25 protein-coding genes are annotated in these 26,910 nt (G+C 49.0%); 19 read left to right on the top strand and 6 right to left on the bottom strand.

Going from position 1 to position 26,910, the window contains the following annotated elements; all coding sequences use genetic code 11:
• Window positions 1–7: 7 nt before the first annotated feature.
• Both GRF59_RS06190 and GRF59_RS06185 read left to right on the top strand, forming a co-directional pair.
• Window positions 8–1,804, top strand: a complete 1,797-nt coding sequence (locus GRF59_RS06190; protein WP_341480014.1) for a cache domain-containing sensor histidine kinase — start codon at window positions 8–10, stop codon at window positions 1,802–1,804.
• Complete coding sequence (locus GRF59_RS06185; RefSeq protein WP_160496744.1) at window positions 1,773–2,774, top strand: substrate-binding domain-containing protein; 1,002 nt, start codon at window positions 1,773–1,775, stop codon at window positions 2,772–2,774. Before GRF59_RS06190 ends, GRF59_RS06185 begins: the two co-directional genes overlap by 32 nt.
• Before the next feature lie 10 nt (window positions 2,775–2,784).
• Here the strand turns inward: GRF59_RS06185 and GRF59_RS06180 are convergent, their stop codons facing one another.
• Entirely contained in the window at window positions 2,785–3,558 is a 774-nt protein-coding gene (locus GRF59_RS06180; RefSeq protein ID WP_160496743.1) for a class I SAM-dependent methyltransferase, read from the bottom strand.
• Window positions 3,559–3,736: 178 nt separating this feature from the next.
• On the opposite strand from GRF59_RS06180, the gene GRF59_RS06175 reads away from it, so the two are divergent.
• The 6 genes from GRF59_RS06175 (at window position 3,737) to GRF59_RS06150 (ending at window position 9,039) form a co-directional block, all read left to right on the top strand.
• On the top strand, window positions 3,737–4,465 hold the full coding sequence (locus GRF59_RS06175) for an ABC transporter ATP-binding protein (protein ID WP_160496742.1): 729 nt from the start codon (window positions 3,737–3,739) through the stop codon (window positions 4,463–4,465).
• Window positions 4,462–5,304 carry an ABC transporter permease gene (locus GRF59_RS06170; protein WP_160496741.1) on the top strand — a complete coding sequence of 281 codons (843 nt, stop codon included), beginning with the start codon at window positions 4,462–4,464 and terminating at the stop codon, window positions 5,302–5,304. Before GRF59_RS06175 ends, GRF59_RS06170 begins: the two co-directional genes overlap by 4 nt.
• A gap of 12 nt (window positions 5,305–5,316) precedes the next feature.
• Window positions 5,317–6,087: an ABC transporter permease gene (locus GRF59_RS06165; RefSeq protein WP_160496740.1), complete on the top strand. Its 771-nt coding sequence runs from the start codon at window positions 5,317–5,319 to the stop codon at window positions 6,085–6,087.
• Between the two features lie 24 nt (window positions 6,088–6,111).
• A complete protein-coding gene (locus GRF59_RS06160; RefSeq protein WP_160496739.1) occupies window positions 6,112–6,807 on the top strand; it encodes a response regulator transcription factor in 696 nt (231 codons plus the stop codon).
• Window positions 6,786–8,270 carry a HAMP domain-containing sensor histidine kinase gene (locus GRF59_RS06155; RefSeq protein WP_160496738.1) on the top strand — a complete coding sequence of 495 codons (1,485 nt, stop codon included), beginning with the start codon at window positions 6,786–6,788 and terminating at the stop codon, window positions 8,268–8,270. The genes GRF59_RS06160 and GRF59_RS06155 overlap by 22 nt, the downstream gene beginning before the upstream one ends.
• A gap of 94 nt (window positions 8,271–8,364) precedes the next feature.
• On the top strand, window positions 8,365–9,039 hold the full coding sequence (locus GRF59_RS06150; RefSeq protein WP_160496737.1) for a hypothetical protein: 675 nt from the start codon (window positions 8,365–8,367) through the stop codon (window positions 9,037–9,039).
• Between the two features lie 108 nt (window positions 9,040–9,147).
• Here GRF59_RS06150 and GRF59_RS06145 read toward each other — a convergent pair whose 3' ends face one another.
• A complete protein-coding gene (locus GRF59_RS06145) occupies window positions 9,148–9,345 on the bottom strand; it encodes a hypothetical protein (RefSeq protein WP_160496736.1) in 198 nt (65 codons plus the stop codon).
• A 136-nt stretch (window positions 9,346–9,481) separates the two neighbouring features.
• Between GRF59_RS06145 and GRF59_RS06140 the strand changes: the two genes are divergently transcribed.
• The 3 genes from GRF59_RS06140 (at window position 9,482) to GRF59_RS06130 (ending at window position 13,582) form a co-directional block, all read left to right on the top strand.
• Complete coding sequence (locus GRF59_RS06140; protein ID WP_237391653.1) at window positions 9,482–11,260, top strand: ABC transporter substrate-binding protein; 1,779 nt, start codon at window positions 9,482–9,484, stop codon at window positions 11,258–11,260.
• Window positions 11,261–11,307: 47 nt separating this feature from the next.
• Window positions 11,308–12,702 (top strand): glycosyltransferase family 2 protein, encoded by a 1,395-nt coding sequence (locus GRF59_RS06135; RefSeq protein WP_237391652.1) that lies wholly within the window; start codon window positions 11,308–11,310, stop codon window positions 12,700–12,702.
• A 133-nt stretch (window positions 12,703–12,835) separates the two neighbouring features.
• Complete coding sequence (locus GRF59_RS06130) at window positions 12,836–13,582, top strand: SDR family NAD(P)-dependent oxidoreductase (RefSeq protein WP_160496733.1); 747 nt, start codon at window positions 12,836–12,838, stop codon at window positions 13,580–13,582.
• A gap of 121 nt (window positions 13,583–13,703) precedes the next feature.
• Here the strand turns inward: GRF59_RS06130 and GRF59_RS06125 are convergent, their stop codons facing one another.
• The 3 genes from GRF59_RS06125 to GRF59_RS06115 form a co-directional block, all read right to left on the bottom strand.
• Window positions 13,704–14,327: a TetR/AcrR family transcriptional regulator gene (locus GRF59_RS06125; protein ID WP_160496732.1), complete on the bottom strand. Its 624-nt coding sequence runs from the start codon at window positions 14,325–14,327 to the stop codon at window positions 13,704–13,706.
• 153 nt (window positions 14,328–14,480) lie between these two features.
• Window positions 14,481–15,731, bottom strand: coding sequence for a methyl-accepting chemotaxis protein (locus tag GRF59_RS06120; RefSeq protein WP_160496731.1), 1,251 nt, complete (start codon window positions 15,729–15,731; stop codon window positions 14,481–14,483).
• 184 nt (window positions 15,732–15,915) lie between these two features.
• On the bottom strand, window positions 15,916–16,740 hold the full coding sequence (locus GRF59_RS06115; RefSeq protein WP_160498150.1) for a protein-glutamine gamma-glutamyltransferase: 825 nt from the start codon (window positions 16,738–16,740) through the stop codon (window positions 15,916–15,918).
• A gap of 192 nt (window positions 16,741–16,932) precedes the next feature.
• Here GRF59_RS06115 and GRF59_RS06110 point away from each other — a divergent pair, with 192 nt between their 5' ends.
• From GRF59_RS06110 to GRF59_RS06090, 5 genes are all read left to right on the top strand, one after another.
• Window positions 16,933–17,853 (top strand): radical SAM/SPASM domain-containing protein, encoded by a 921-nt coding sequence (locus GRF59_RS06110; protein ID WP_160496730.1) that lies wholly within the window; start codon window positions 16,933–16,935, stop codon window positions 17,851–17,853.
• Between the two features lie 20 nt (window positions 17,854–17,873).
• Complete coding sequence (locus GRF59_RS06105) at window positions 17,874–18,323, top strand: OsmC family protein (RefSeq protein ID WP_160496729.1); 450 nt, start codon at window positions 17,874–17,876, stop codon at window positions 18,321–18,323.
• 41 nt (window positions 18,324–18,364) lie between these two features.
• Window positions 18,365–18,760: a hypothetical protein gene (locus GRF59_RS06100; protein WP_423802950.1), complete on the top strand. Its 396-nt coding sequence runs from the start codon at window positions 18,365–18,367 to the stop codon at window positions 18,758–18,760.
• A gap of 199 nt (window positions 18,761–18,959) precedes the next feature.
• Entirely contained in the window at window positions 18,960–20,408 is a 1,449-nt protein-coding gene (locus tag GRF59_RS06095; protein WP_160496727.1) for an aminotransferase-like domain-containing protein, read from the top strand.
• Between the two features lie 2 nt (window positions 20,409–20,410).
• Entirely contained in the window at window positions 20,411–21,322 is a 912-nt protein-coding gene (locus tag GRF59_RS06090) for a D-alanine--D-alanine ligase (RefSeq protein WP_160496726.1), read from the top strand.
• Window positions 21,323–21,507: 185 nt separating this feature from the next.
• Here the strand turns inward: GRF59_RS06090 and GRF59_RS06085 are convergent, their stop codons facing one another.
• Window positions 21,508–23,604 carry an acyltransferase family protein gene (locus tag GRF59_RS06085; protein ID WP_160496725.1) on the bottom strand — a complete coding sequence of 699 codons (2,097 nt, stop codon included), beginning with the start codon at window positions 23,602–23,604 and terminating at the stop codon, window positions 21,508–21,510.
• Between the two features lie 252 nt (window positions 23,605–23,856).
• Here GRF59_RS06085 and GRF59_RS06080 point away from each other — a divergent pair, with 252 nt between their 5' ends.
• The 3 genes from GRF59_RS06080 to GRF59_RS06070 all read left to right on the top strand — a co-directional run bounded on the left by GRF59_RS06080 (window position 23,857) and on the right by GRF59_RS06070 (window position 26,847).
• Window positions 23,857–24,744 carry a GNAT family N-acetyltransferase gene (locus tag GRF59_RS06080; protein ID WP_237391773.1) on the top strand — a complete coding sequence of 296 codons (888 nt, stop codon included), beginning with the start codon at window positions 23,857–23,859 and terminating at the stop codon, window positions 24,742–24,744.
• Window positions 24,745–24,884: 140 nt separating this feature from the next.
• Complete coding sequence (locus GRF59_RS06075) at window positions 24,885–26,240, top strand: serine hydrolase domain-containing protein (RefSeq protein WP_160496723.1); 1,356 nt, start codon at window positions 24,885–24,887, stop codon at window positions 26,238–26,240.
• Between the two features lie 103 nt (window positions 26,241–26,343).
• A complete protein-coding gene (locus tag GRF59_RS06070) occupies window positions 26,344–26,847 on the top strand; it encodes a hypothetical protein (protein ID WP_160496722.1) in 504 nt (167 codons plus the stop codon).
• Window positions 26,848–26,910 lie beyond the last annotated feature (63 nt).

Genomic DNA, 26,910 nt, shown 5'->3' with positions numbered 1-26,910 from the left:
GAAACTCATGAGTTTATTCCGGCGCCGCAGCATCCATATGAATATCGCTATTGCCTTTTCTTGTCTGATTTTGTGTACGACTGTCATTTTGAGTTTTTCGTCCTACCGATTGTCTTCAACCGCGGTAACGAACAGCTCAATTCAGAAGACCTCGCAGCTGGTCCAACAGGTAAAAGTGAATATTCAGACTTATATCGGCAATATGGAGAGTATTGCATCACTCGTGATATCCAGCCGTGACTTAATGCGGTTTGTAGATGCAACCCAGGCCGAAAGAGAATCAGATGAATCCTTAAAACGGGGCGCCAGCCAATACTTGCGTTCCGTGGTTCAGTCGCGGAAGGATATCGCTTCGATCTTGTACGTGAATAAGGAAGGGGATTTCGTCTCGGATCAGTCCCATGCGGTCATGAAATCCAAATCGGAGTGGATGCAGCAGGATTGGTATAAACTCGCATTGACCTCTTCCGGTGAAGTCGTGTCTCCTTCGCATGTACAGCATATTTTCGAGGATCAGTATCGCTGGGTTGTATCTATCAGCCGCAAACTTCCGGTGAGCAGCCGTTCACAAGAGGGCATACTGCTCGTAGATCTCAATTATAATGTCATTAACGATTTATGCAGACAAATCGAACTCGGTGAGCGCGGCTATGTGTTCATTGTTTCTCCATCCGGCGATTTGGTATATCATCCTCAGCAGCAACTAATTCATTCCGAGCTCAAAAACGAGAAGATGCAAACCGTGCTGGATATGCAGTCGGGGAGTATCAAGCTCGGTAAGGCTGAGGAAAGCAAAATTTACACGGTGGCCACCACATCCTTTGGCTGGAAAATCGTTGCGGTCACTTATCCCGACGAACTGATCGAGAACAAACGCCAAATGCAGAATTCTGCTGCTCTATGGGGGGTTCTATGCCTGATCTTTGCGTTGACCATATCCATTTTTCTGTCTTATGCGTTGACCAAACCGTTGAAGAATCTGGAGATGCATATGAAAAAGGCGGAGCGGGGCAACTTCGACATTCGCGTTGATATTGAAGGGACCCATGAGATCGGCAAGCTTGCCCGTACGTTTAATCTGATGATCTCCCGCATCAAAGAGCTGATGAACCAGATTGTGCAGGAACAGGAGATGAAAAGACGCAGTGAGCTGAAGGCGCTGCAGTCGCAGATCCAGCCGCATTTTCTGTATAATACGCTGGACTCCATCATCTGGATGGCGGAATCCGGAAAAGTGGATGACGTGGTCGAAATGACGACAGCGCTTTCAAGACTGCTTCGTTCCAGTATCAGCAAAGGGGAAGAGCTTGTTCCGGTTTCGGTGGAACTGGACCACATCCGCAGCTACCTAACTATTCAAAGCAGACGTTACAGGAAAAAGTTCACCTATGATATCGATGTGGATGATCATATTCTGGGGTCTCCGATTTTGAAGTTGGTACTGCAGCCGATTGTGGAAAATGCCATTTACCATGGGATCAAGCCCAAACCGGATACAGGCCACATTCGGATCAGTGGTTGGAAGGAAAATGACGCGATTGTGATTACGATTACTGACGATGGTGAGGGGATGGACCCCGAGCAGCTGCGCACGATTTTAATGGATAAACCAGGTACTGCAGGTAGCAGCAATGGCGTAGGCGTAGCCAATGTAAACCACCGGATTCAGCTATATTTCGGACATGATTACGGGTTGCATTATGAGAGTGAACGTGAAGAAGGCACGGTAGTAACGCTGCGAATTCCATATTTGAACATGGAGGTGAAGGGTGATGAGACAACGGGGAAAATGGATACTGGTTAGTCTCCTGCTGGTTGGGCTGCTGATCGCAGTCTGGGGCGGCTACAAGGCAATGACTCAATCCCTTCATCCCAAAAAGCCACTTATCATCTACATTCCTAAAAGCATCGACCCAAGCATCGAGTTTTGGGTCGTCATGCAGCAGGGGGTTATGACGGCCGCCAAGGAGTTTGGTGCGGACATCCGGATTATGGGGGCGGAGACCGAAGTGGACGTGGAGGGTCAAATCCGTATCCTCGATGAGGCCATAGCAACCAAACCGGACGCCATCATGCTGGCTGCCAGCGATTATATCAAGCTGGTTCCTGCCGCGACAAAAGTTGTGAATGCAGGCATTCCGCTGATTATGGTGGATTCGGATGTACAAGGCGATTTATCCCGAAGCTTTATCGCAACCGATAATTATGAAGCCGGCCGGAAATCGGCCCGTTTGCTGAAAGAGCATGTCAATCCTGACGAGAAAATCGCCATTGTAAGCTACATCCAAGGAACAGGGACCTCTCTGGATCGCGAAAAGGGAGTCAGAGACGAGCTTGAAGCCAGCGGGTTCACGAATATCAACCATACGATTTTCAGTGATGGGCAGGTCCAAAAATCCTATGAAATGACACGAGATCTGCTGCTGAAACAGCCGGAAATACGCGGTATTGTTGCCTTAAACGAGCCTTCGACGGTGGGCGCGGGCAAGGCGATCCTGAACCTCGGGCTTCAGAGCAAGGTGAGCTTGATCGGCTTTGACAATTCCAACAGCGAGATCAGATTGATCGACCGGGATGTCATTCAGGCCACGGTGATCCAGAGGCCTTTTAACATGGGATATTTGGCTGTCAAAACAGCAGTCAGCGTCATTAAAGGCCAGAAGGTGGATAAAGTGCTGGATACGGGCTCCAAAGTGATCACCAAATACAATATGTACACCAATGAAAACCAGAAGCTGCTGTTTCCGTTTGAGGATGAGCTGCCCGAAAAATAAAATGAAAGCTTTAAGCCTTGGCCAGCCAGATGGTCCATGGATCCTTCTCAAGGATAGAGGGGGATCCTTTTATTTTGCCGGAGATATAAGAAATGAGCTCCTCCAGCTCCGTTTCAGAGCATTCGTGCAGAATGGATCGGCCGGTTCGCTGCCGCAAGTCCTCATACAAAACCTCCGGATGATCATACTTTGTCCGCGTTTCCCACAGTTTCAGTTCTCTGATATCATGAAACCCACCGTCCATGAGAGCTGCTGTCACGCTCTTGGCAGCGTGTCTTCGGGAAATCTCTTTTTCAGCAAGCCGGGGATATTTTTCGAAAAAGAAGCCGCGGATGTTGCTGCTTGAGCCGGGAAGGAGACAATCCTCAGGGGTACGGTCTTGAACGATTAGCGTCCCGCCTGGTTTCAAAATCCGGTGAGCCTCGATGAAGCATGCGGGTAAATCCTTTAGATGATGAATCAAGGCTCTTTCAAGCGCGACGTCATATTGCTCCGATGTCAGCGTGGTATGATAGGCGTCCCCCTGAATCCAGGTTACTTTGTCCTCATCCGCCAGATTGCCGCGTGCTCCTGTCAGCATTTCAGCCGAAAAATCTACGCCGGTAACATGCTCTGCGCCAAGCGCAAGCAATGCGCGGGTGTAAATTCCCCCTCCACAGCCGATATCCACAGCTTGTCTTCCATTCAGTTGGACATGTTCTGAAATAAGTTTCAGCCAGGATGCATCCGCCGTACGTGTCGTGTACGAGGTGCGGTTGTTTGGATCGTGAAAATTCATGGGCATAAATGAATTCCTCCTTGATCTCGGTTTCATCAGATAGAACATGGTTTTGTATAACGGGATGAATAAATTGTATCACAGAAAAGAAATGCAAAAAAGGCTATTTATTATTCGAAATCATGCGGACGTTATAAATTCTTTAGAATTGCCCTCTAAGCTAAATGGCAGGAGGGGATTGAACATGAAAGTACTGGAAATCGAACATATTACCAAAAAGGCCGGACGGCGAACACTTGTGGGCGACATGTCCTTTGATATTATGCAAGGCGACGTTTGCGGCTTTGTCGGACCGAACGGCGCGGGGAAAACGACGCTGATCCGCATGATTACTGGCTTGATCAAACCTGAGGAAGGTTGCATTCGCATTGAAGGCTGTGACGTGCAGCGGGATCGCAAGAAGGCACTCGGACAAGTAGGGGCCATCGTGGAATCCCCGATCTTTTTTCCATACATGTCCGGCAAAGACAACTTGCTGAATCTGGTCAAATTGCATGTCAACATTCCCAAAGGACAGCGCGCATCACGCGTGGACGAGGTACTGAACATTGTCGGCCTGGCTGGACGGGGGAAGGACAAAGTCAAGACGTATTCACTGGGGATGAAGCAGCGTTTAGGGATCGCCCAGGCGCTTCTCGGCAATCCCAAGCTGATTATTCTGGATGAACCGGCCAACGGGCTGGATCCGATGGGCATTCGGGAGCTGCGGAATCTGATTCTGGAATTGAATGAAAAGCATGGCATCACGTTCTTTGTATCCAGTCATTTGCTGGATGAGCTGCAGCGGATTTGCAGCCGCTTTGTCATCATCAAGGAAGGAAGGCTCGTGTGGCAAGGAACGCAGGAACAGTGGCAGGAAATGGCCGGAAGCAGTAATCTCGAAGATCATTTTGTGGAGATGATGACCTCATGATGGCTTTATTGCACAGCGAATGGGAACGTTTGTGGAAAAGGAAAATCGCCTGGCTGTTTCTGATTGCCATTCCTTGCATCATTGTGGCAACAGCCAAGTATTATTTGGGGCATAATGTGGGGATTCCTCCGGGAAGTCCGGAAATAACCACGGCGGAGAATTTTCCGGTCATGGCCATGATTGAGCAGCTGATCATCGTGTTTAATGTGGTGGCACTCATTCTCCTGACCCTTTCATTTACAGAGGAATATCGCTCCGGGCAGCTCCGGATGATTATGCTCCGGGCATACAGCAGCTCTCAGTTGTTCTGGGCGAAATGGATAGCATTCGCGCTGATGATGGCTTTGTTTTTTATCATTTATTTGCTCGCGGCGGTGTTGGCGGGATATCTGTTATTCAAATCTGCACCGCAGCAGATATTGTTCTACTACGACCATGCGGTTCCGAATGGGGATATGATCTTGTATACGCTCCGTTATTACGGCATGGCATACGCAAGCATTGTCGGCATGGCATCCGTGTTCATCGGCATTGGCGTGATATCGCGATCGTCGACGGCCGCCATCGGTCTGGGCATGGGTTTTCTGCTGTGCTCGCTGGGCTTTCCGCTGGTTTTTGAAATGTCAAACCGCGTGCTTGGACTGAATCTGCCCGGCATGCTTAAATATTTGTCGCTCTCGGAAATACAGTTCAGCGGAATCGCCGTGATGATGTCGAATGCGGATGCTCTAAAGGGAGTGCATGCAGGCATTTGGATGATATGCGTTATTGCCGGCTATACAGCCGTATTCATGACAGCTTCGCGGCTGATTTTCACCAAATCGGACCGCTGGATATAAGGAGGAATAAGAATGATTCAGCTCATGCAAAGCGATTGGCAGCGCATGTGGAAGCGAAAAAAAACCATGGTCAGCCTGCTGATCTTTGTTGGGATCGTGTTGCTCGACTGCTTATTTTTGATGATGCAAAATTTGGGGGCTTTCGATAATGTATCGACGGTGCCTCTTACCGCACAAAATTTCTCGTTGTTCCTGTTAAAAGAGGTGTCTTTTTTTCTGGTGCTCATTATTGGCCCAATTCTGATGATCGACAGCTTTAATGGGGAGTATCATGGAGGACAGCTCCGTCTGGTTCTGATCCGGCCGATTTCGGTTATGCGCTTGTTTGCGGCCAAGTGGATCAACCTGGCTATCATCATGGGGATGTTTGTCTTGGTCACTTTTACTGTCGGAGAAATATTCGGACATTTGTTTAAACCCAGCGTGGACTCGGTCGTATTTCTGAATCCGGACCGTTCGTACAGCTCTGCCGGTGCCTTTATGTATTGCCTGGAATCCTACGGGTTGTTCATGCTGATCGTACTGGCGCAGTTAAGTCTTACAGGTCTGATTTGCACGGTGCTGCCAAGCCCCATCATCTGCTATCTTGGCTGGGTCGGGGTTGCGGTCGGATCGATGTACGTGTCGAACACGTTCAGCTTCTTGTTGTTTGGCATGTCCACGATATTTCAATGGATGGCTGGGAGCTACTCGCATGCTTTTATCATGCCGCTTTTTGGTTGTATGATCTTGGGTCTTGCCGTTACAATGTTCTGGTGGAACCGAAGAAACTGGGTGAAGTAAGAGACCCGCAGCAGGAGTGTTGACATGCAGGAAAAGATATTGATTGTTGACGATGAGGCCGATATTGTGTCACTGCTTGACCAGGCGATGACGGCCGAGGGATATCAGGTATTAACGGCTTCGGACGGGACTCAGGCACTGGATAAGTTGTCCGTGAATCCTGATTTAATTATTCTTGATGTGATGATGCCTGGAATGAACGGATTTGAGCTGTGCCAGATGATCCGGGATGAGGTGAACTGTCCAATCCTGTTCGTTAGCGCAAGACAAACGGAGGCAGATCGTATTCAAGGGCTGTCCATCGGTGGCGATGATTATATTACCAAGCCCTTCAGTCTCCGTGAGCTTAAAGCGCGGGTTGGAGCACATCTTCGCGGCAGCAAAAGAATAAAAGAAAATTCGGTCGAGCGTACCCTGCTTCGTTACGGAGTAGTGCGGATTGACCTTAAAGGCCGTGAGGTGCACGTGAATCAGTCCGTCGTTCCCTTGACCGCTAAAGAGTTCGATATCGTGGAATTGCTTGCGCTGCATCCTGGTCAGGTATTTTCCAAGGAGCAGATTTATGACCGGATCTGGGGGCTTGAAGCCTGCGGAGATACGAGCACAGTCACGGAGCACATCAAAAAAATCCGTGCCAAGCTGGCAAGTCGGGATTCGGAGAGCAGTTACATCTCCACGTTATGGGGGGTTGGATACAAATGGGAAAGATCGGAATCGTAGAACGCCTCCCCCTCAAAAAACAGTTTATCCTTACGTTCGTCTGGATCATGCTCCTTAGCGTAATTTGTTCGGTTATCACGATTGGCATCGGCTTGTTCTGGCTGTCAAGAAGCACGTGGATACAGCCTGCCAATACCTATGAAAATCAACTTCCGGAGATTGCCGAGTATGTGCGCTCACAGCATTCAACAATCATGAATCCCGAGAGTAGGGCCGATTTGGAAAAAAGGATACCTGCTGAGGGCATTCGATACCAGGTCGTTGACATGGATGGGAAGCCGATTTATGGAACGCTGCCGGGGCAGCAAATACAGGGTAGAGAAGTTCTGATCGACAAGTTGAACAAAACAGTGTCCGCAGACGCTTCACTTGGTTTTGGCGGGCGGTTTCTTAAGATCGTGCCTGTTACAACGGAAGAGGGAGATTGGGAAGGGGCAATTTTGTTCCAATATAAGCTTGAGGTATCCGGAAAAAGTGGTTCAGGGTTTAATTGGGTCAATCTTGCATGTATCTTGATCTTTGTGGTATCCCCCTTTTTGTACATTGCGATCTTTACCTATTTGTTCGCGGCCAAATTCGGCAGAAGGATGGCCAAACCCGTTCATGAGCTGATTGAGGCCTCGCAGCGGATTCGTGACCAAGATCTCGATTTTACGGTAAGCTACAAGGCCGATAACGAGCTGGGACTGCTGACGGAATCCTTCGAGAATATGCGGAGTGCTCTCAAAAGCTCGCTGCTTCGGGAATGGAAACTTGAGCAGGAACGAAGAGACATGATGGATGCCATTGCTCATGATTTCCGTACGCCGATGACGATTATCCAGGGCAATGTGGAGCTGCTCGCCGATGTGCCGGATATGAAGCGGGATAAGGCGGAAGCGCATTTAAAGGTCATCGAAGACAATATTCAGCGCGTGAACCGTCTGATCCAGGACGTGCAAGTCGCGTCCGAGAAGGATATGGAGTATTTTCCGCTGAGGGGTGTGAAGGTATCGCTAACGGATTTTCTGGAGGACAAGGAGCGTGAGATCGGTTATATCTGCGGTTCCCATGGCGCCGAATACTCGTTTCACTTTGAAGATCTGTCACCGTCCGTTGGCCAAACCGTCTTCATGGATGTGCAGCGTGTCAGTCAGGTGCTGGATAACTTGTTCTCCAACAGCTTTCGGTATATGCCCTCACCGGGCGGATGGCTTGGAGTTCGGGTGCAAAGGCAGGATACAACGCTGCAATTCGAAATTTGCGATAATGGTTCTGGGTTTAGAGATGAGGATATTCCCCATCTTTTCGGAAAATTTTATAGGGGTGAAAAGGGGCAATCCGGGCTTGGTCTCTATACTGCCAAAATTCTTGCTGAAAAGCATGGGGGCAGCATTCATGCGAATAACCGCCGGGAAGGCGGCGCTTGCATGGTCTTCACGATTCGGACAGACGGCCCCGCACCGAATCATGTGGATATTTAAACCAAAACGTAACCGGGCTGTAACCTTCATCGGTCGGAATTCTACTAAAATATGACTGTGTATATATAACAGTGGAACGTTAGGAGAATGATCGATGAAAAAACGCTTTAAGATCATGATTGCTGCTTGTTCCGCCTTTGTGTTGTTAACGGGTTCAGCCATGGCGGTGACGGCAGGCCCACGGATTTTTATCAACAAAGCCGAATACGCGAATACCTTTTTGAAGGTGAAAATCGAAAAAGGCACGGCCATGGTTTCCCTGCGCGCGATTGTGGAGCAGTTAAAAGGGGAAGTCACATATAAGGACAACAACATCTATGTAACGATGCCTGAAGCCAGTCATTTGGCTAACCAGGTCAATGGCTTCCAGAACGCACTGCAAGCGGAAACGCCCGAAGAAGCGGCGCAAACCTGGGCACGTGGGGTCCAGAAACGAAGCGGCCCGTTGCAGTATGCAGTGATGACGCCTGCAATGCAGCAGAGCACGAAGCAGGAATTCGAAGATAATTTCTGGGTTACGGGTGGTTCCAGCCCGCACATGGGAAAGGTTACGAATATGGTCACCAAGCCATTGTCTTCGAATAAAGTGCAGATCTCATTTGAATATCCTCTTATCGTTTCAGGCGGTGTTTTCGATACGGGGAAAGCTTCCTTGACCATTGAGACTGTGAACGGACCCGCATATGATTACTGGGCGATCTCCGAGATTTATCTGAAAGATCCGGGGGATACCGGACTGATGATCGGCGCGAAGACAATGACCCCGTAATGAGAAAAGCGAGCGGTATAAGCGAAACTCTAGCCAGGATGCAGGCATCCTGGCTTTCTATTGCTTCGAGGTCATGGACTGACGATTCAGTGTTTGCAATCCGTTCCGTCAGGCTCGATATCGCTGGCGTCGATGCATACGGCGGAATAATCTCAGCGTAAATCCAACCCATGTTCCTTGCATGCGTTTTTCCTTGTGCAGCTGGCAAATCAGCTGCTTTTCATGTTCTCTCCGGAGTTTTTCAACATTTCTGCGATCGGCTGCGTCATACTCCATCAATTTTTCGAACGTGTAATGTTCCAACATGATTTCTCCTCCACTCCATTCTCTATTTGTTTCCAATTATGAGCTATTCAAAGAGGTCTAAAAAGTGTATACTTGCGAAAATGATTTTCCCCTTTTACGTCTAAATGCCTTTGAAGGAAGGTAGATACGATTGCTTTTGAATGAACATTATTTAAAGTTGTATGACCGATTCGCGGAAGGAAAAGGGAGCGGGATTCCGATTGAGGTCACCTTAGAGGACTTGGCGGCAGCGCTCTTTTGTACCGTCCGGAATGCGAAGCTGATTCTGCGAAGGCTTGTGGAAGAGCAGCTTGTTGAGTGGCTTCCCGGCCGTGGAAGAGGCAATTATTCGCAAATTACGTTTCATGCCGGCAAGGAGGATTTCCTCTTTAATCTGTCCGTAAGCTTGGCTCAAAACGGTGAATACAAACAGGCTTTCGAATTGCTTAGCGAATATGGAAACGGTACGCATGCCAAGGAACAATTCATGACTTGGTTGAACGGACATTTCGGCTACAAAAAAGAGGAAGGAACGGAAGGTCTGCCTGCAAGCGATTCGCTGATTTTTCCCGTGCTTCATCCACCCCGTACGTTGGATCCCGCAGAAGCCAATTACGCGTTTGACTCTCATCTGCAGCATCAGATCTTTGACCGACTGCTTTCCTTCGATGAACAGCTTGGAAGGATTGTTCCTGGAATCGCCCATCACTGGAAGTCGGATAACAATGCCACCCAATGGACTTTTTATTTGCGTAAAGGCATTCGTTTTCATCATGGTCAAGAGTTGACGTCGAAGGATATTGTATTTACCTTCGAACGGCTTCGCATGGACACGCAGAACCAGTGGATTTTACGTGAGGTTGCAGAGATGATTTCGCTTGGTCCAAGGGTGGTGCGTATTCTACTCCGTAAACCTAACCGGATATTCGACCGTTTTATGTGTTCCGTGGGGGCGTCCATCCTTCCCTTCGGCTTGGCTGGTCAGGAAGAGACCCAGTTTTGGACGCAGCCGATCGGTACGGGGCCGTTCAAGGTCGTATCCTATTCCAACCACAGGATGAAACTAGCCGCACATATCGATTATCATCATGGCAGACCCTATCTGGATGAGGTTGATATTGTGATTATGCCGGAGGATTGTGATCCGGAATCTATCGGCTATCCTGCGGTTCTCCACACATGGGGAAAGTTCATACAGGAGGAACGGGATATGCCAACTAACGATTGGGAGACTACGGAAAAATTACGGCAGGCTTGCACGATGCTGACCTGGAATTTGAATCGTGGTGGCCCGCAGCAGTCCGAAGCCTTCCGCAGGGCCGTTCGGATGATCGTTCATCCGGGTGAGATGATTGCCGAGCTGGGCGGAGCCCGTATTTTACCGGCCTTCGGATTTAGGCCTGATGAAAGTCGCACGCTTGTCATCGATCCGCTGCGCCCCGAACGTGTCAGATCGGCTCTGAAGGAAGCGGGATATGATGGAACGGCTCTTCAAATTTCGGTGATTGACAAGTACAAGGAGGATGCCGAGTGGATTCGAAAACGACTGGAAGATTGGGGAATTCAAGCGGAAATTTGTAATTACAAAATATGGGAGGACGCGGATTGTACCATCTCCAGCATTATTCTTGCGGAGGATGAGGTCTGTGAGATCGAAACGTACGAGAACCGGAGCAGCGTACTGAGGAAATACCTGGATAAAGAGCGGATGGGCTGGATTACCGAAAGGATCGATGATGCGTTGGGTGCTGAGCAGGTGGAGACAAGACGCATAGTTTTAAGGGAGATTGAACAGCATCTCCGTGATGAAGCATCCGTCATATTTCTGCATCATCGCCAGCTGAATACTTTTTTACATCCGTTTGTCAGGGGGATCAGCCTGAATGCGCTCGGATGGATCGATTTTAAGGATGTGTGGCTCGAAACGTACGATTAAATAGACATTAGACAAATAGACCGCCGGAATGGCGGTTTTTTTGTGCAATGCATATCACTGCACGAAAAATCATGATCATCTGCGCAACCTGCGCCGTATGGATAGATAAGTTGGATAAAATGCCAAAGAATCGAGGGGAACTGACGGTGATGGTTTTTGTGCTGGGCGCAGATCACGGGAGAGATGAACGATTTACGGTCCATTCCATGACTTCAGCGGTGCCGGCCGCTAGGCTTACGTTGGTCCCTCCCGGGCAACATCATGTTCTTAACGAGGCTGTATTTCATACGGAGGACCCGTATTGCATGACGATTCGAGCGGGAGGCCGAGTTGATCCGGACTTCAAACTCAGGTTGGAGGAGTGGATACATCCATTGATGCAAGCTCCGTTCTCATGGATCCATTTGCTGCCAGATACGGAGACAGCATCTTTTCAAAGCCGTTTCCGACCCGGCGAAGCCGGACCCGTGATATGGAATCTCCAAATCATGAAAAGCCTGGGACTGAAATTTCCCGGGAACGAGGTATTACCATGCGAAATCATGATGGAGTGGTACCAAATGCAGGAGATGCATGGGACTCATCCAGGATGTTCTCAGGAATCATCCGATTGGTCTCCATCTAGGTATAAATTTCGCGATTGGCAGCGGAAAGGTCAAGAATGGAAAAAGCTTGCTCCAATACTCTTGAGCCCCAAAACAAGCTTGGGAATGTCTGCTGAGGTACAGAAGCCCAGGCTTTCGATCGTGCTGACGGTGTACAATGAGCCGGACTACATGCAGTGGGCAGTGCGGAGTGTCCTCGCCCAAACGTCCGGCTCCTGGGAGCTCATGATGATTGATGACGGATCAACGGATCATACCGGTTGTTTGATGCAAAAGCTGGCATCCGAATATCCTTTTCACATCCGTTGCGTGAAGCATCCATGCAATCTGGGGAAGGCTGCGGCATTAAATACTGCGTTGGAGCATGTCCGTGCACCGTGGCTGCTGGAGCTGGATGCGGATGACTGGCTGGACCCGCATGCCGTACAGTCAATCACCGAGATGATGTCCACTTTGCAGCCGGAAGCCGCCTTTTTATATGGGAACCATTCGGAGTGGAGAGAGGAGAACGACAGAAATCTCTCCTACCGGGGAGCCAGCGGGTATTCCACCCAGCTCGATATCAAGGACATGTTGATCTCAGGCGCGCCGCTAGCTCCAAGAGTATTCCGTACAGAAACGCTGCGTGCGCTGGGAGGCTGGAAGACGGATGATCCTGCCAGAGGAAGATTATACGAGGATATGCTCATGATCATCCGAATTCTGCAAAACAATCAAGCACGTTTTCTCCAGGGAATTGGCTATAACCGTCGCATCCGATCCAACAGTATCACTAGAACGCATCAAGAGCAGTATAATCATTGGCGCGAATGGGTCATGGGTATGTATTCTTTGTAATCGGCAAGTTCAAAAACTCTCTAACATAAATGACATGGTGTATAATACTTCACAAAATCGACGAATGGGTGTATACTTTCGGTGTAATCGATTACTACTACCATTAATGAAATCATAGAGAGGAAGAATGAAAATGGGTCGTTTAACAGGAAAAGTTGCAATTATTACAGGAGCAGCCAATGGCATGGGTGCCGCGGAAGCAAAATTATTCGCAAGCGAAGGGGCAAAGGTGGTCGCTACCGACCTGAATGAAAATGTTTTGAACGAGGTCATTCAAGAGATTACAAACAACGGCGGCGAAGCCATCGGTCTCAAGCAAAATGTAGCATCTGAAGAAGAATGGAAACATGTCGTGGAAGAAACGGTCAAACAATATGGAAAAGTCGATATCCTCGTTAACAATGCCGGTGTGTCTTCGACCATGACCATTGCCAATCTCGAAATGGAACAATGGAATAAGGTCCTTGATATCAATCTGAACGGTTGCATGCTTGGCATGAAATACGCCATCCCGGAAATGCAAAAGAATGGTTCGGGTTCCGTTATTAATATTTCCTCCATCGGAGGCATCGTGGGTATGGCTGGCTCCAGCGCATATACAGCTGCTAAAGGCGCGCTTCGTTCCATTTCTAAAGCTGCTGCTGTTGAGTTCTCGAAGGAAAGCATTCGCGTGAACTCCGTGCATCCGGGCATCATTGAGACACCGATGACGGCACCAAGCTTCAAGGATGCTACGCCATTCTATAAGACCTTCACCCAGCTTCCTTACTTCGGTAAACCGGAAGATGTGGCGTATGGCGTACTGTTCCTGGCTTCGGATGAATCCCGCTTTATGACAGGTGCGGAGCTTGTGATTGACGGCGGATGGACTGCCCTGTAATTCAAGCGATAGATACAGCATAATATCAAGTTATACCAAAAAAGCCCTGAACGGATTCATAATCCGTCAGGGCTTTTTCTAAGTCATGGTCTATCAGCTGTGAAAGTACATCGATAGACGCTTATGATTCCGTCTTTTCATACGGCCGGACGCGGTAAGGTCCCATGATGGAGAGATTCATCAGCATTTCAGCCATCTCTTCTTCCGGATAAGGCATTTGATATTCTACCCACCAAATGATGAGCTCCAGATATGCCGACTCCACGTACTTGATGACTACATCTCTTCGTGCAGACAGATTGGAATCATCCGGCTCCGTCATATTGATTCCGTCCGAGATGAAGTTATGCAGCACGCTCAGCAGACCTGACGTAAAGGCGGGAAGGCGGTTAGTCACTAACATGGCTTGATACTGGCAGAAGTGCTCGCTGACATGCTTAAACATCCGGACAAAATTAGGATGGGCTTTGCCGCTGTGAAAATCGAACTGCCGGTTATCGTCAGTGTTATTTTGAATCGCCTCGCGCAGTTCGTCCAGAAGATCTGCGATGCACTGGAGGACAAGATCTTGTTTATCATTATAATGCAGATAAAATGTCGCGCGCTTCACGGTTGCCCGATCAGCTATATCCTGCACCGTGATCTGATCGTAGCTGTTTTCCTCCAATAGATCAAAAAGCGCATTTTTCAGCAGACGCTGCGTCCTTACGACCCGAGGGTCTATTCGTTGTTGATGGGAAGTCATTCCTGCATTCCTCCAAAAATACTGCTATAGGATGAACGGAAGACGAAATGTCTGGCGTTCATCCTATACTAAATGTCTATCCATCATATAACGGAATAAGAAACGGTTCAATGCGACAAAGGACTGAAGAAAACACGACCGAAGCGATTGCGGTTAAAATTTAAAGATTTGAATGGTTTTCTGCAGCTGGAATACGGCTTGTCTCATCGCTTCGGTTTCTTCCACGACAGCTTCGATGGATTTCATCTGCTCATTCATGGAAGCCGATACCTGCTCGGTTCCGGCGGAGGATTCTTCCGTGATTGCCGATATGTTCTGGATGGCGCCGGAGATCTTCTGGGCACTTTCGAGCATTAAGTCGCTCTCGTTCGAGAAGGCGGTGATTTGCTCGGTTATGTATTGAACGCTTTCCACGATATGCGAGAAAATTTGCTCCGCTTCGCGAATCATTTCATTTTGCAGACGCACCACTTCTTCATTCACCTGAATGTTCTCAATCGCTTGATGAATGCCAAGCTCGATGCTCTTAACCAGTCCGAATACTTCCTGGGTAGAGGCCGTGGATTCTTCCGCAAGCTTGCGAACTTCTTGGGCTACGACCGCAAAGCCCCTGCCATGCTCGCCGGCTCTTGCAGCCTCGATGGAAGCATTAAGTGATAGAAGATTGGTCTGTTCTGCCAACTCAGAGATGGTTTTGGTGATCTTATTGATGCCGTATGCATTTTTGGACAACGTGTCGATTGTTTTCGCGACGTTTTCCGTTGCCTCGACGTTTTTGCGCATCCCCTCTGCCTGTTTATCGACAGATTGGCGGCCTTTTTCCACGAAGCTCAGCGTAAGCTCCGACTGCTTTTTCATTTCCTTGGTGGAGTTCGCATAGTTTCCTACTTTTAATTCAATGTCCTGAATCGATTCGGTCATACCGGCAACGTCTTCGGAAATTTCGTTGGCGCCGATGGCAAGCTCGTTCGAAGCGGAAGCGACGGAAGCCATGACCGATTTGAGTTCCTGGTTCTTGTCCGCAATGCCGCGGCTTGCTTCGATGACCTTGCGCGTGATGCCGGATGCGTCGGTCAAAATTTTCTTGAGCTTGTCTACCATGCTGTTAAACGAACGGCTGACATCACCCATGGAGCCGGATTCATCCACACGGTTGGTGAAGTCGCCCTTGGCAATTCCTGCCGTGACGTTGGCGATGCTTTCGAACGATGATGTAAGCGTTCTCTCAACGAACCGTGCAAGAGGATACGTCAGTGCAGCGAATACGGCCACGAACACCACACCGATAATGATCTTGCCAATGATGATGAAAATCACCAGTGCTGGCAGTGCGAATAAGGCGGCAACCAGATAGCAACCAGCAATCACCCTTTGGGACATCGGAAGATTTTTCAACCAAGACATAGGACAATAGGCCTCCTTAGTATGTACTAATTCTACCATATTATAGCACCGACCTGGAGAGATGGTCTATAAACGTTTACAAAATAAGCTAAATTAGGTGAATCTTTTGACATGATTCGATATTCCTGCATGGCTTTCATAGAAAAAAGCTGCCGCATCACGCGCCAGCCGAAGGACACCTAAGTCAAGAAAACAAATATCGTCTGCGTCCGATTTGCGAGGCAATGCCGCCTTCTGACATAAAAGCCTGCTGAACCGCATCAGGATGGATCCCTGAATTGCCTGCTTCAAATTGGGACAGGTAGAGGAAGTCCGGATAAATAACCTGATCGGTCAAGTAGGCGGAAACCTCGCTTCCCGGAATGCGGTGCCTGTTAAGTTTGGAAATGATGGCCTGCGACGTCACGATACCGATCCCGTGTCCATAGTACAAATCTTCCTCAAGCTTGATGGTATTTTCGCCCTGCCATTCGATCTGCTCGGGATTTACATCCGGATTTTTGAAGTAAAGCACGTCACCCGGAAACGATTGGGGCGCCCCATGTTTTTCAATCAGACGCAGGTCGCTGTCATAATGCCAGTCATAGAGCAGCAAATCCGCAAACATCCTGTTAAAATCCTTCTCCTGAATGGAATCGAGCACACCCTTGTACAAGACGATGACAATCGCTGTGGCGCACTCAAAGCCATATAAAGATCCATTGGCAAAAATGTCACGGATTCCTTCCGCCGGCGTGACGCCTTGCTTCAGCTCAAAACCGCCTTTGCTGTTCAGATTCCAAAATTGTTCATTGCAGTGGGAATGCTCGAACGTTTCGAACTGTACGCCGCTCCGCTTCAGCGCCTTGGCCGCTTCTACAATTGCGTTCCTGAGCTTAAGCTCGAATTTCAAATGTTCGAGCGATTCATACCGGTACACGGTAGGACTGTTTTTCTTGGAAAGGTAAATTTTCTGCCATAAAGGGGGCCAGGTTCCCACCTCGAGCACAGCTTCCTGATCACCGATCATAATCACTTCTGCCTCACGCTCCTTTCAGCCTAAGTAGAGCATATGATGCATACAAGCCAAGAAATGTCATATCCGCTCAGATTTTTGGCGCAAAACTGGGCTTAAGGGGCTGATAAGGTTGCCATTGCCAGGGTTCTACTATACTATTTTGTAAGGACTACTGATTATAAGAAGCAGACTGGAGCAATCACAATGAAGAGATTCAAAAAGTTTTATGTCGAGCTGACAAGCCGCTGCAATCTGGCCTGCACCTTTTGCCCACCAACGCACAGGGCTACGAATTATATAACAATTGAGCAGTTTACCCATACACTCGATGAAATCAAGCCGTATACAGATTATATTTATTTTCATGTCAAAGGCGAGCCATTGCTTCATCCCCATATCGACCAGTTGCTGGATATCGCCCATGAAAAGGGCTTTAAAGTGAACATTACCTCCAACGGAACACTGCTGCATAAGGCAGGACCGAAACTGATGAACAAGCCTGCACTGCGGCAGATGAACTTTTCCCTGCACAGCTTTGACGGTCATGAAGGGTCCAAGGACAAGGATCTCTATATTGCCAAGGTACTCAACTTTGTCAAAGAAGCCGTGGCACAATCGAAACTGATCGTATCCCTTAGACTATGGAATCTCGATATGAACAACGCAACGAATCTGGAGCGAAGCCGTAACCGCGAAATGCTTGAATATATCGAGAACGAATTTGATCTGGATTACAACATTGACGAAAAAGTAGAGCCCGGCAAAGGCATTAAAATTGCGGACCGGATTTACATTAATATGGACCATGAGTTCGAATGGCCGGACTTGAAGGCGGAGGAGGATTTTGGACCGGGCTTCTGTCATGGTCTGCGCAACCAGGCGGGCGTGCTGGTGGACGGTACCGTCATCCCATGCTGCCTGGACGGAGAAGGTGTCATCAATTTGGGTAATATTTATAAGAATGCTTTTACAGACATTATCGAAGGCGAGCGGGCTACGAATATCGTAGACGGATTTTCACGACGTGAAGTGGTGGAAGAGCTTTGCCGCAAATGTGGATACCGGAAACGCTTTAACCATAAGGCCAACGGATTTGCCGCTGAATCTGAAGCCGCAACAGTCTGACAACCAAGGAGCTGATAACGATGAATCATTCATTTATATTGCAGGCAGAGTGGGACGGAGGCCGCAATAGCGAAGGGAGGATCGAAGCCGGTCAGCTGAAGACCGCTATTTCCATTCCCAAGGAGATGGGTGGACCGGGTATCGGCACCAATCCGGACGAGATGCTGCTTGGCGCTGCTGCGACCTGTTACTTGATTACGCTGGCAGCGATGATGGAGCGGGGCGGTTTGCCGGTTGAGAAGCTGTCGCTCCAGTCGGAAGGCATCGTGGACGTCACGAATAACATTTTTACGTACGTCAGCATTACGCATAAACCCTATGTACTACTGAAATCCGATGCCGAGGACAGAGATGTGGAGCATGCCAGAAGATTGGCGGAAAAAGCGGAAGGTTCCTGCATGATCTCCCGTGCTCTTGCCGGCAATGTGGCATTATCCACGGAGCCGCGCATCGAGAGAAGCGAACATTAGAGGTTAGGTACAGGTGTGAAGGAGAATTTCAAATGTCAGATTTGAAGGAAAATGGATTTCGAATGGTTTTTGGCTGGGAAGGCGATAATGAATTAGGTGAGATGTTGATCGGACAAATTCTCCGGGGAGAAAAGACGGCCACTTGCGCTCCGAAAGAGGAATATTCCGAAGAAGAACTGCATGCTACCTACGAGCCGGTCGGTCAAATCGTAACGGTTTACGATAAACAAGGTACAGCCAGATGCAATGTGAGACTTATAGAAGTGTTCGAGACTACATTTGGAAATCCGGACTTAAGGCTAGTACAGGGTGAAGGAAATGGGAATAACATCGGGCAGTTTCAGGATGACCATCGATTGGCTTGGAAGGATCTCGAGATCATCTTGAAAGATGATACGGTTCTCATTGTAGAACTGTTTGAGCTGGTAAAAGATTAAGCAGCATCAGCAAGTACTCACGGCGGTTCAACATAAATTGAATTCTGGGGCACTTCCCAAGGTCTGGGTCAGGGATCTTGGGGATGGCCCTTTTTGCCGTTATGCCAAGCCAAACCACGCCTGCCGTCAAAACACGGTGGGGTGGATCTTTCTTCCGCTTAAGCTTTATGCAAAGATAGTAGTACGGAGGGATCACGATATGTTCACCGATTTTAAAATTATAGAAGGCCGGCCATTGACGGTGCAGGTTAAAGAATATTTGAAGCAGTGGATTACCAAAGGCAAGGGCAGGGTGGATCAGAAGCTTCCTTCTACGCGAGAACTTAGCACCATGCTCGGGATTAGCCGCAATACGCTGGTGACCGTGTATTCGGAGCTTGAGGAGGAGGGATTCATCTACACCGTGCATTCCAAGGGGAGTTTTGTTTCCCGGGTCGGTATCGCCTCGGTCCCGTCCTGGTCGACGGATTGGCAGCAGCGTCTGAACAGCACGGCGAAACAGGCGGTCGATTATGATCTGATGAAGCGGGATTTGCGCGGGGAGAGAGGAATGATCAACTTCGCCAGCATCGCGCCGGATGAGAAGCTGTTCGACCTCGCCAACGTGAAACGCGCTTTTTTGGACCGCATGTCGCTGGAAGGGGAAATCCTGCTGAATTACGGCTATGCCAAAGGCTACAAACCGTTGATTCAATATCTGACGGGCTATATGGAGACCAAAGGCGTGGATATGGAAGGCAAGGATATTTTAATAACGAATGGTTTTACAGAAGCATATGACATCATCCTGTCTTCGCTTGAGGTTCCGAAGAAGCACATTCTATGCGAGAATCCCACACACCATACCGCGATTAAGATATCCCGATTGCATGGTTATGACATTACAGGAATTCCGATGGATCAGGATGGGGTAAGACTGGAGGCTTTTGAGCAGGCACTGAAGGAGCAGGAGTTTGGTCTTGCGTATCTCACGCCTTCATACCATAACCCTACCGGCATTGTCATGTCGGCCGAGAAACGGGTCGAAGTGCTGCGCCTCCTAGCCGAACACAGAATTCCGCTGATTGAGGATGGCTTTAATGAAGAGCTGCGTTATTCAGGTTCGCATATGGCCCCATTGGCTGCTTTTGGGGGAGAAGGCAACAGCATTATTTATCTGGGCAGTTTTTCCAAAATCCTGTTTCCAGGCATCCGGATCGGCTGGATTGCGGCTGACCGCGAGTTGATTGATGCGCTGGTCAGCGTGAAGCGCGCACGCAATATTCATACATCTACGCTCGATCAGGCCGTTTTATATCAATATTTCCACAATGGGAATTTCGAGAAGTACCTCAAACGGGCGAAATCGGAGTATAAACGCAAGCATGAGCTGGCAGTCCAATATTGCCATCAGTATATTCCCTTTAAGCGTCTGACCGGATCGGGAGGACTGCATTTGTTCATTGAATTGGAAGAGTTCTGCAATGCCAGGGAAATACTCGGCGAGTGCTATGAACAGGGCGTAGTTTACACTGCAGGGGACGTATTTTTTACCGATGGCGGCGGGTCTAACACGCTCCGGTTGGGCTTTTCACGGGTAAGCGATGACGAGTTGCACAGAGGCATTCAAATTATCGGCAGCGCGGTCAAAAAGAGAATGGAGGCATAATGATGAAGGTTGGCGTAATTATGGGGGGCGTTTCTTCCGAACGGGAAGTATCACTGGCAACGGGCCAGGAGATGATGGCGAATCTGGATTCTGGCAAATATGAGGTCATCCCGATCGATATCAAGCAGAAGCAGGATTTGCTGGAACAGGCGAAGGGGATTGATATCGCTCTCCTCGCGCTCCACGGCAGCTATGGGGAGGACGGCACGATTCAAGGCACGCTTGAAACGATGGGAATTCCGTACACGGGATGCTCACTCTTATCGAGCAGTTTGTGCATGGATAAGGATCTGAGCAAGAAACTGCTTCGTTACGAAGGTCTGCATACGCCGGATTGGACGGTTTTGCGAAGCATGGCAGATCTGGGGGACGGCAGAATGGATTCATTCGGGTATCCCCTCGTTGTCAAACCGAATGCGGGCGGCTCAAGCATCGGGGTTACGCTGGTCAGAAACGAGGAGCGGCTGCTTGATGCGGTCCAAACCGCTTTTTCCTTCGGCGAGGAGGTCCTGCTCGAGGAATATATCCAAGGCGAGGAGATCACCTGCAGCATCTTGAATGGACAGCATCTGCCGATTGTTTCCATTAAGCCAGGTGCGGAGTTTTTTGATTATACGTCGAAATATGAACCGGGACAGTGTGACGAACAGGTCGTTACTTTTGACAAAGAGACCCTGGAACGCATTCTTCAGGCGGCGGAAACAAGCTATCAGGCCATGAAATGCTCCGTCTATGCGCGAATCGATATCATGCTGAAAGACGGCGTTCCCTATATTCTTGAGGTCAATACGCTGCCGGGCATGACCCGTACCAGTTTGCTTCCGCGCAGCGCCCAGGCGGCCGGAATATCTTTTGGCGGGTTGCTGGATGCGATTATCGAAGGCTCGCTTTCGGAGCGGCCCCATGATGCTTAGTGATGCACCGTTGTTTCCACCCCGGCTCTTCCGCAGTATTCACCCTTTTCCTCCTCTTGCTTCACCAGACCATCTCCTTTTCAACGATACATTAACCCAAACCGCATGCCATTAGCGCATTACAATATGAAAAGAGGACCTCTTCAAGGAAGAAGTCCTCTTTAGCATGATAGATAAGTGCAGAATCATTTGGTTTTGTATCCAAGTTCCCCGGCAATCAGCCCTGCCAATATTTTGCCGCCTTGTGGTTTGAGGTGAACGCCGTCCGGCTCAAAGTATGATTTGCCGCTGCTTGCGGCGTGCCAGTCGAGAAGGGTGGTATTCGGGTAAGCGGCCGCGGCCTTTTTTATCGATGCGTTAACGACGCTTTCCCAGCTCCGCGGTACCCTTGCATTGACCAGCACGACCTTGCGCACGTCCTGCAGGGAATCAAGGAGCGACATCAACTGCTTGCTGCTGAATGGCCCATTGGTTCCAAGCTCGATCACCACCTGGTCGCCGAGTTTGCCTTGCGCCCTAAGGCTTGCGATCAAGCCTGGCGCTTCCGACATCTGTCTGCCGATTTTAGCGTCAATGACAGCTTCCGAAATCAGCTTCTGCAAGAAGGGTTCCGCATCCAGCATGACGGAATCGCCAATCGCCGTGATGGGTACTGCGCTTTTTCCCGCTTTGGATGAATCCGGTGCCGTGGAATTGCTGTCTTTTGACTCACCGGCAGGCGCAGTTTTACCGGATTTAGGGTTTGTTTCGGACGGATCTTGCAGATCCGAATTTACCGACTTTACAGTCTTATCTGTTTTGTCTTCATGCGGCTGTGTGTTGTGAACTTCTTCGGGATTAGGACTCGCTGTGGTTGTGTGTTTATTCTGTTCAGCACTTAATCCGCTATCCGGTTCAGGATGTGCTTCCGGATTCGAATCCGGTTGATCCCTTGGCGGTATCTGCTCCTGTACAGGCTTGCGAGATGAAGGCTGCTCGGACGCCTTGGTTTCAGGTGAGTCTCCATCACGATTCATGGGAGCAACAGATGCAGATGCCGGGGATGCCTCCTCTTTCAAGGTTGAAGCATTCACCGGTGTGCGGAGCGCAAAACCAGCGCATGATACCACAACCATGACCAAAACGGATGCAGAAGTTAGCCAGCCCCTGAGCGGTACGTTGGACAGGTTCACATGCCCCTTGCGGAATTTGTTCCACAATCTGCCGATCAAACCGCCCCGAATCGGTTCTTCAATATACTTGAAGGATAGGGAAGCCAGGAGCACGCTGGCTGCAGATTGCAGAATTGCCCGCCACACTTCGGGGTCGGAATTGGCTTGGGTCGTAAGTATAATCACGGGATAATGCCATATGTAAATGCTGTAGGAACGCAAGCCGAGCCAGCGAAGCGGCTTCATGCCGAGCAACTTTCCTACCATGCTGGCAGGATGCGCGGCAGAAGCAATGATCATTGCAGTCAAGACCGACAGGAGCAGAAAACCTCCGGGATACAAGAAGGAGTCATATTCATTGGTTTTCCACACCATGAGGAATACAGAGACAAGGCCGATGACTCCCGCTGCGTTGAGCACGAGGCGCGTTTGAAGTCCCGCTTTGACGGTTAACTTCCGGCTCGGCCATACGATGCTCAGTGCAGCGCCAATCAGCAGCGAAAAGGCTCGGGTATCGGTTCCGTAATAAACCCGGCTCGGATCCGCATCCGGATCATACAGGATGAGCATCATGATCGCCGAAACGGCCGCGGCCGTAAGAATGAAGAGGAAGACCGGACCGCGCTTCTTCAGCAGTTTCATAGCCAATAGCAAAAGCAAGGGCCACAGAAGATAGAACTGCTCTTCTACCGCCAGGGACCACATATGGCCAAAGGGAGAAACCGGACCAAACTTCTCAAAATAGGAGACCTGGTGAAAGATTAAGTACCAATTGTTCACGTAAAAGATGGATGAAACCACATCACCGCGAAGGACGGACAGCAATGAAGGATTGAATAATGTCACCCAGGCCACAATCGCTGCCATCATGACGAGCATGGCCGGAAGCAGCCTTCTGCAGCGGCGAATCCAAAAAGCTTTAAGATCAATGGTCTGCGTGCGGCTCCATTCGGCGGTTAACAAATCTGTAATCAGATATCCGGATAATACAAAAAAGATACTGACACCCAGCAGCCCTCCGGGTGCCCAGTTCACGTTCAAATGGTATAAAACGACAAAAAGCACTGCCAAAGTTCGCAGGCCGTCGAGTCCCGGCATATAACGCTTATGCAGTTTATGTTGATTAGACATATGGACAAACCCTGCTTTCTATGAGGGTAATGCCCCGTAAGGAACCCATTATGTATGCGGAAATCCTCATTTCCATTATGTTCATTTCCCTGATGCCTCCGACAAGATGATTTAATCAATGAAGTAGTTCACAGGTACTAACTTATCATATGGAGTTCACGTTAAAGTTACAAAATGATTGCTTTCAATTCACATTTTGTTCATTATGAGATTAATGCCAATGATTCCAATTAAGGGGGATAACCGGTGGGAATGGAAATTAAGAAATTTAGCGAATTTTCGGCTGTGGAGCTTACCGAACTGTGGAACGAAGGGTTCAAAGGATATGCTTCGGATATGACGATGAGCGTGGAGACATTCGTGAAAAGAATTCCCGATAACCAGCTGTCCATGGAAGCCTCGGTTGCCCTCTGCGATAACGGCAGGCCAATCGGCTTCGTCATGAGCGGTTTCCGCACGGTCGACGGGCGTCTGATGGCTTGGAACGGCGGTACTGGCATCATACCCGAGTACAGAGGCAAAGGTCATGGGAGGCAGCTGATCGGCGCGGCTTTGGACGTATATAGGGAAAAAGGGGCCAAGGTAGCCCTCCTGGAAGCGCTGAGCGAGAATGAACCTGCGATCAAGCTGTATACGAAAATGGGATATGTGCTTATCGACAAATTGAGATTTTATGAGCATAAGGAGGACTTGCGTCCGGATGCATTTTCGAGCGATAAGCCTTACGTGTATGATTATCGCTATGGTATCCCGCAGGATGTTCAGCATTTGAACCTTCCGGTAGGAAATATGCCGTGGCAGACACATTGGGAGAACATCGTGAACGGTCAATCGGTCATCATGTATGACGTTCAGGGTGAGGTTGCCGGCTATGCATTGTATAAGAGACTATTTGATGCGAGCGGGGAACATAGTTCGACATCATTATACCAGTGCCGGGCCGTGAAAGCTTCGGAAGGTGAAGCTGAGGGTTTGTTAAAAGCGCTGTTGTCTCTAGTCTATGCGCCTATGGATAAAAAAGTAATCCGGCGTACCGTTAATCTTCCGTTATCCGAGCAGGCGCTCGTACGAATTTTGGAAGAAGCGGGTTTTACGCCTCGGGTAAACCAGGTACATATGAAATACATTTTGAACGATTAGATAAAATTCTGGTAAATCTGCTAATAATAGTATACACTTATCTTAATTTTACGAAGGGCGGTGCTTCCATTGGTATAAAGGTTGCAAACTACTTAGACAACTAAATAGTTCATATACCTGATCCCATGGAGGAACCGAAGATGAAAGAATATCAAACGATCACAGATCAACTGGACCGATTGCTGACCGAATATATGAACAAGGACAAGGCAGCAGCAGGCATGGCAGTTGGTATCGTGTATAACCATGAACCCATTTATGCAAAAGGCTTTGGGGTTAAGAACATAGAGACAGGAGAGCCTGTAGACGGCAACACCCTATTCCATATGGCTTCGATATCCAAAACGTATGTGGCAACAGCCGTCATGCAGCTGGTCGAACAGGGACGGGTTAAGCTTGATGAGAAGGTCACGGCATACTTGCCCTATTTCTCATTACAGGATGAACGGTATCGCGAGATCACGGTCAGGCAGCTGCTTAGCCACACATCTGGCATGCCAGACGAGGACGATTACGAGTGGGACCGTCCGCAGCTTGATGAGGGGGCGCTTGAGCGTTATGTACGCAGCGTCTCGCATCTGAATCTGATGTGGGATCCGGGTATCGGGAAATATGAATACAGCAATATCGGATTTGAGATCCTTGGAGATTTGATTGCCAAAGCATCCGGCATTTCGTTTGAGCAGTACATGAAAGAGCATATCCTGAGTGTGCTTCAAATGAACAACAGCAGCTATCAACAACCGGATGTCGATCAGAGGTTGCTGGCAGTACCTCATATTATGGGGATGAGCCCGTCATTTGGCGCGAAAGTCAGCCGTATTTATCCATACAACCGTGCTCACGGGCCAAGTTCCACCTTGCTGACCAGCGCAGTTGAATCCTGCCTGTATGCGATGGCTTACCTGAACCGTGGGCGTTTGGGCGAAAGACGGATCATGCAGGAATCCAGTGTCGATCAGGTATGGCAGGAAGTCGCGCCGGCCGATGATTTCGGTTACTTCCGTCAGATCGGGCTCAGCTGGTTCATGGGGCAGTACAAAGGATTTAAAGCGAAAGCCCATGGAGGCTCGGATACCGGTTTCCGCTCCAATCTGGTGATTCTGCCCGAGAAGGGAATCGCGGTCACGATCATGTTCAATACGGACTATCTGGGTCTGCATTCCGTCAACAATGCCATTCTGGATGTGCTGCTCGGCGAGAAGGTAGACGTGATTCCGCGTTCATTAACGATGCATGTGGCTGGTATCTTGGCAGAGGAAGGCGAAGATGCAGCGGCACATGCTTATAGAGTTGCAATGAATGATCGGGCAGCGCAAGGATTCGTACCCGCAGAGATCGATTTTAGCTACCGTTTCATCGCCCAGAGGCTTTTAAACAACATGGAGACAGAGCATGCTATAAAGATTCTGAAGTTAGCCTTGAGACTCGATCCGGATTCGGAGGAGCTTCGGTTGATGCTGGAACCATTGGTGAATCAAGAGCTTCATTCATAAAATGAAATATTTGCATAAACGACAGCCATGGATGTATTATTGTCCATGGCTTTCTTGTCCTGCACGCTTAAGGTAGGATTAATCTGTGAAAGAAGGTGCTTAGATGGAGCTGTATTTTAAAGATAACTTCTTCAACGCTGGATTTACGGAGATCGTGAATGCAAGACAGGAGCCTGCCGGGAGCCTTGACTTAAAAAGTGCGTTCGGTTCATCCTTAGATGTGAACGACGCGGATGGAGTACTGGCATGCAGCGGCAAATTCCGTCTGCTTTCTAACAAATGGGAGATCGCGGATGCGGATGGCTGCATGCTGGGAGTATTAAGACATCGGCTGAGCTTCTTTTCCAAGAAATTCGAGTATGAAACGGTGGGAAGGGGAAGTTACGAAATTTTCTCTCCAGCCTTCTCCAAGGAGTATACCGTCACGAATGAAGCTGGAACTGCAATAGCAAGGTTCGATAAAATCAACGGTTGGTTTGAATCTGGCGCCTTTTGTTTGCGAAACGAGTCGGAGAGTCTGGATAGCTATGAGTTAATAGCAGTCGTTATGGGCGTGCATGAAACGAATAAGAGAGAAGCGAATGCCCATCACACGAACGTGACATAATGTTTTCTAAAGGGTGAAAAGCCTTCTGCGGCAAGGAATGGACTTCAGACGCTTGTTTTGGAG

The sequence above is a fragment of the Paenibacillus dendrobii genome (assembly GCF_009807035.1).
Taxonomy (GTDB): domain Bacteria; phylum Bacillota; class Bacilli; order Paenibacillales; family Paenibacillaceae; genus Paenibacillus_AQ; species Paenibacillus_AQ dendrobii.
This window is presented reverse-complemented; position numbering and strand designations above follow the sequence as displayed.

Bases quoted from the DNA above. Each gene is read 5' to 3' on its own strand.
- GRF59_RS06190 (WP_341480014.1), top strand. From the start codon at position 8: ATGAGTTTATTCCGGCGCCGCAGCATCCATATGAATATCGCTATTGCC.
- GRF59_RS06185 (WP_160496744.1), top strand. From the start codon at position 1,773: ATGAGACAACGGGGAAAATGGATACTGGTTAGTCTCCTGCTGGTTGGG.
- GRF59_RS06180 (WP_160496743.1), bottom strand. From the start codon at position 3,558: ATGCCCATGAATTTTCACGATCCAAACAACCGCACCTCGTACACGACA.
- GRF59_RS06175 (WP_160496742.1), top strand. From the start codon at position 3,737: ATGAAAGTACTGGAAATCGAACATATTACCAAAAAGGCCGGACGGCGA.
- GRF59_RS06170 (WP_160496741.1), top strand. From the start codon at position 4,462: ATGATGGCTTTATTGCACAGCGAATGGGAACGTTTGTGGAAAAGGAAA.
- GRF59_RS06165 (WP_160496740.1), top strand. From the start codon at position 5,317: ATGATTCAGCTCATGCAAAGCGATTGGCAGCGCATGTGGAAGCGAAAA.
- GRF59_RS06160 (WP_160496739.1), top strand. From the start codon at position 6,112: ATGCAGGAAAAGATATTGATTGTTGACGATGAGGCCGATATTGTGTCA.
- GRF59_RS06155 (WP_160496738.1), top strand. From the start codon at position 6,786: ATGGGAAAGATCGGAATCGTAGAACGCCTCCCCCTCAAAAAACAGTTT.
- GRF59_RS06150 (WP_160496737.1), top strand. From the start codon at position 8,365: ATGAAAAAACGCTTTAAGATCATGATTGCTGCTTGTTCCGCCTTTGTG.
- GRF59_RS06145 (WP_160496736.1), bottom strand. From the start codon at position 9,345: ATGTTGGAACATTACACGTTCGAAAAATTGATGGAGTATGACGCAGCC.
- GRF59_RS06135 (WP_237391652.1), top strand. From the start codon at position 11,308: ATGCATATCACTGCACGAAAAATCATGATCATCTGCGCAACCTGCGCC.
- GRF59_RS06130 (WP_160496733.1), top strand. From the start codon at position 12,836: ATGGGTCGTTTAACAGGAAAAGTTGCAATTATTACAGGAGCAGCCAAT.
- GRF59_RS06125 (WP_160496732.1), bottom strand. From the start codon at position 14,327: ATGACTTCCCATCAACAACGAATAGACCCTCGGGTCGTAAGGACGCAG.
- GRF59_RS06120 (WP_160496731.1), bottom strand. From the start codon at position 15,731: ATGTCTTGGTTGAAAAATCTTCCGATGTCCCAAAGGGTGATTGCTGGT.
- GRF59_RS06115 (WP_160498150.1), bottom strand. From the start codon at position 16,740: ATGATCGGTGATCAGGAAGCTGTGCTCGAGGTGGGAACCTGGCCCCCT.
- GRF59_RS06110 (WP_160496730.1), top strand. From the start codon at position 16,933: ATGAAGAGATTCAAAAAGTTTTATGTCGAGCTGACAAGCCGCTGCAAT.
- GRF59_RS06105 (WP_160496729.1), top strand. From the start codon at position 17,874: ATGAATCATTCATTTATATTGCAGGCAGAGTGGGACGGAGGCCGCAAT.
- GRF59_RS06095 (WP_160496727.1), top strand. From the start codon at position 18,960: ATGTTCACCGATTTTAAAATTATAGAAGGCCGGCCATTGACGGTGCAG.
- GRF59_RS06090 (WP_160496726.1), top strand. From the start codon at position 20,411: ATGAAGGTTGGCGTAATTATGGGGGGCGTTTCTTCCGAACGGGAAGTA.
- GRF59_RS06085 (WP_160496725.1), bottom strand. From the start codon at position 23,604: ATGTCTAATCAACATAAACTGCATAAGCGTTATATGCCGGGACTCGAC.
- GRF59_RS06080 (WP_237391773.1), top strand. From the start codon at position 23,857: ATGGAAATTAAGAAATTTAGCGAATTTTCGGCTGTGGAGCTTACCGAA.
- GRF59_RS06075 (WP_160496723.1), top strand. From the start codon at position 24,885: ATGAAAGAATATCAAACGATCACAGATCAACTGGACCGATTGCTGACC.
- GRF59_RS06070 (WP_160496722.1), top strand. From the start codon at position 26,344: ATGGAGCTGTATTTTAAAGATAACTTCTTCAACGCTGGATTTACGGAG.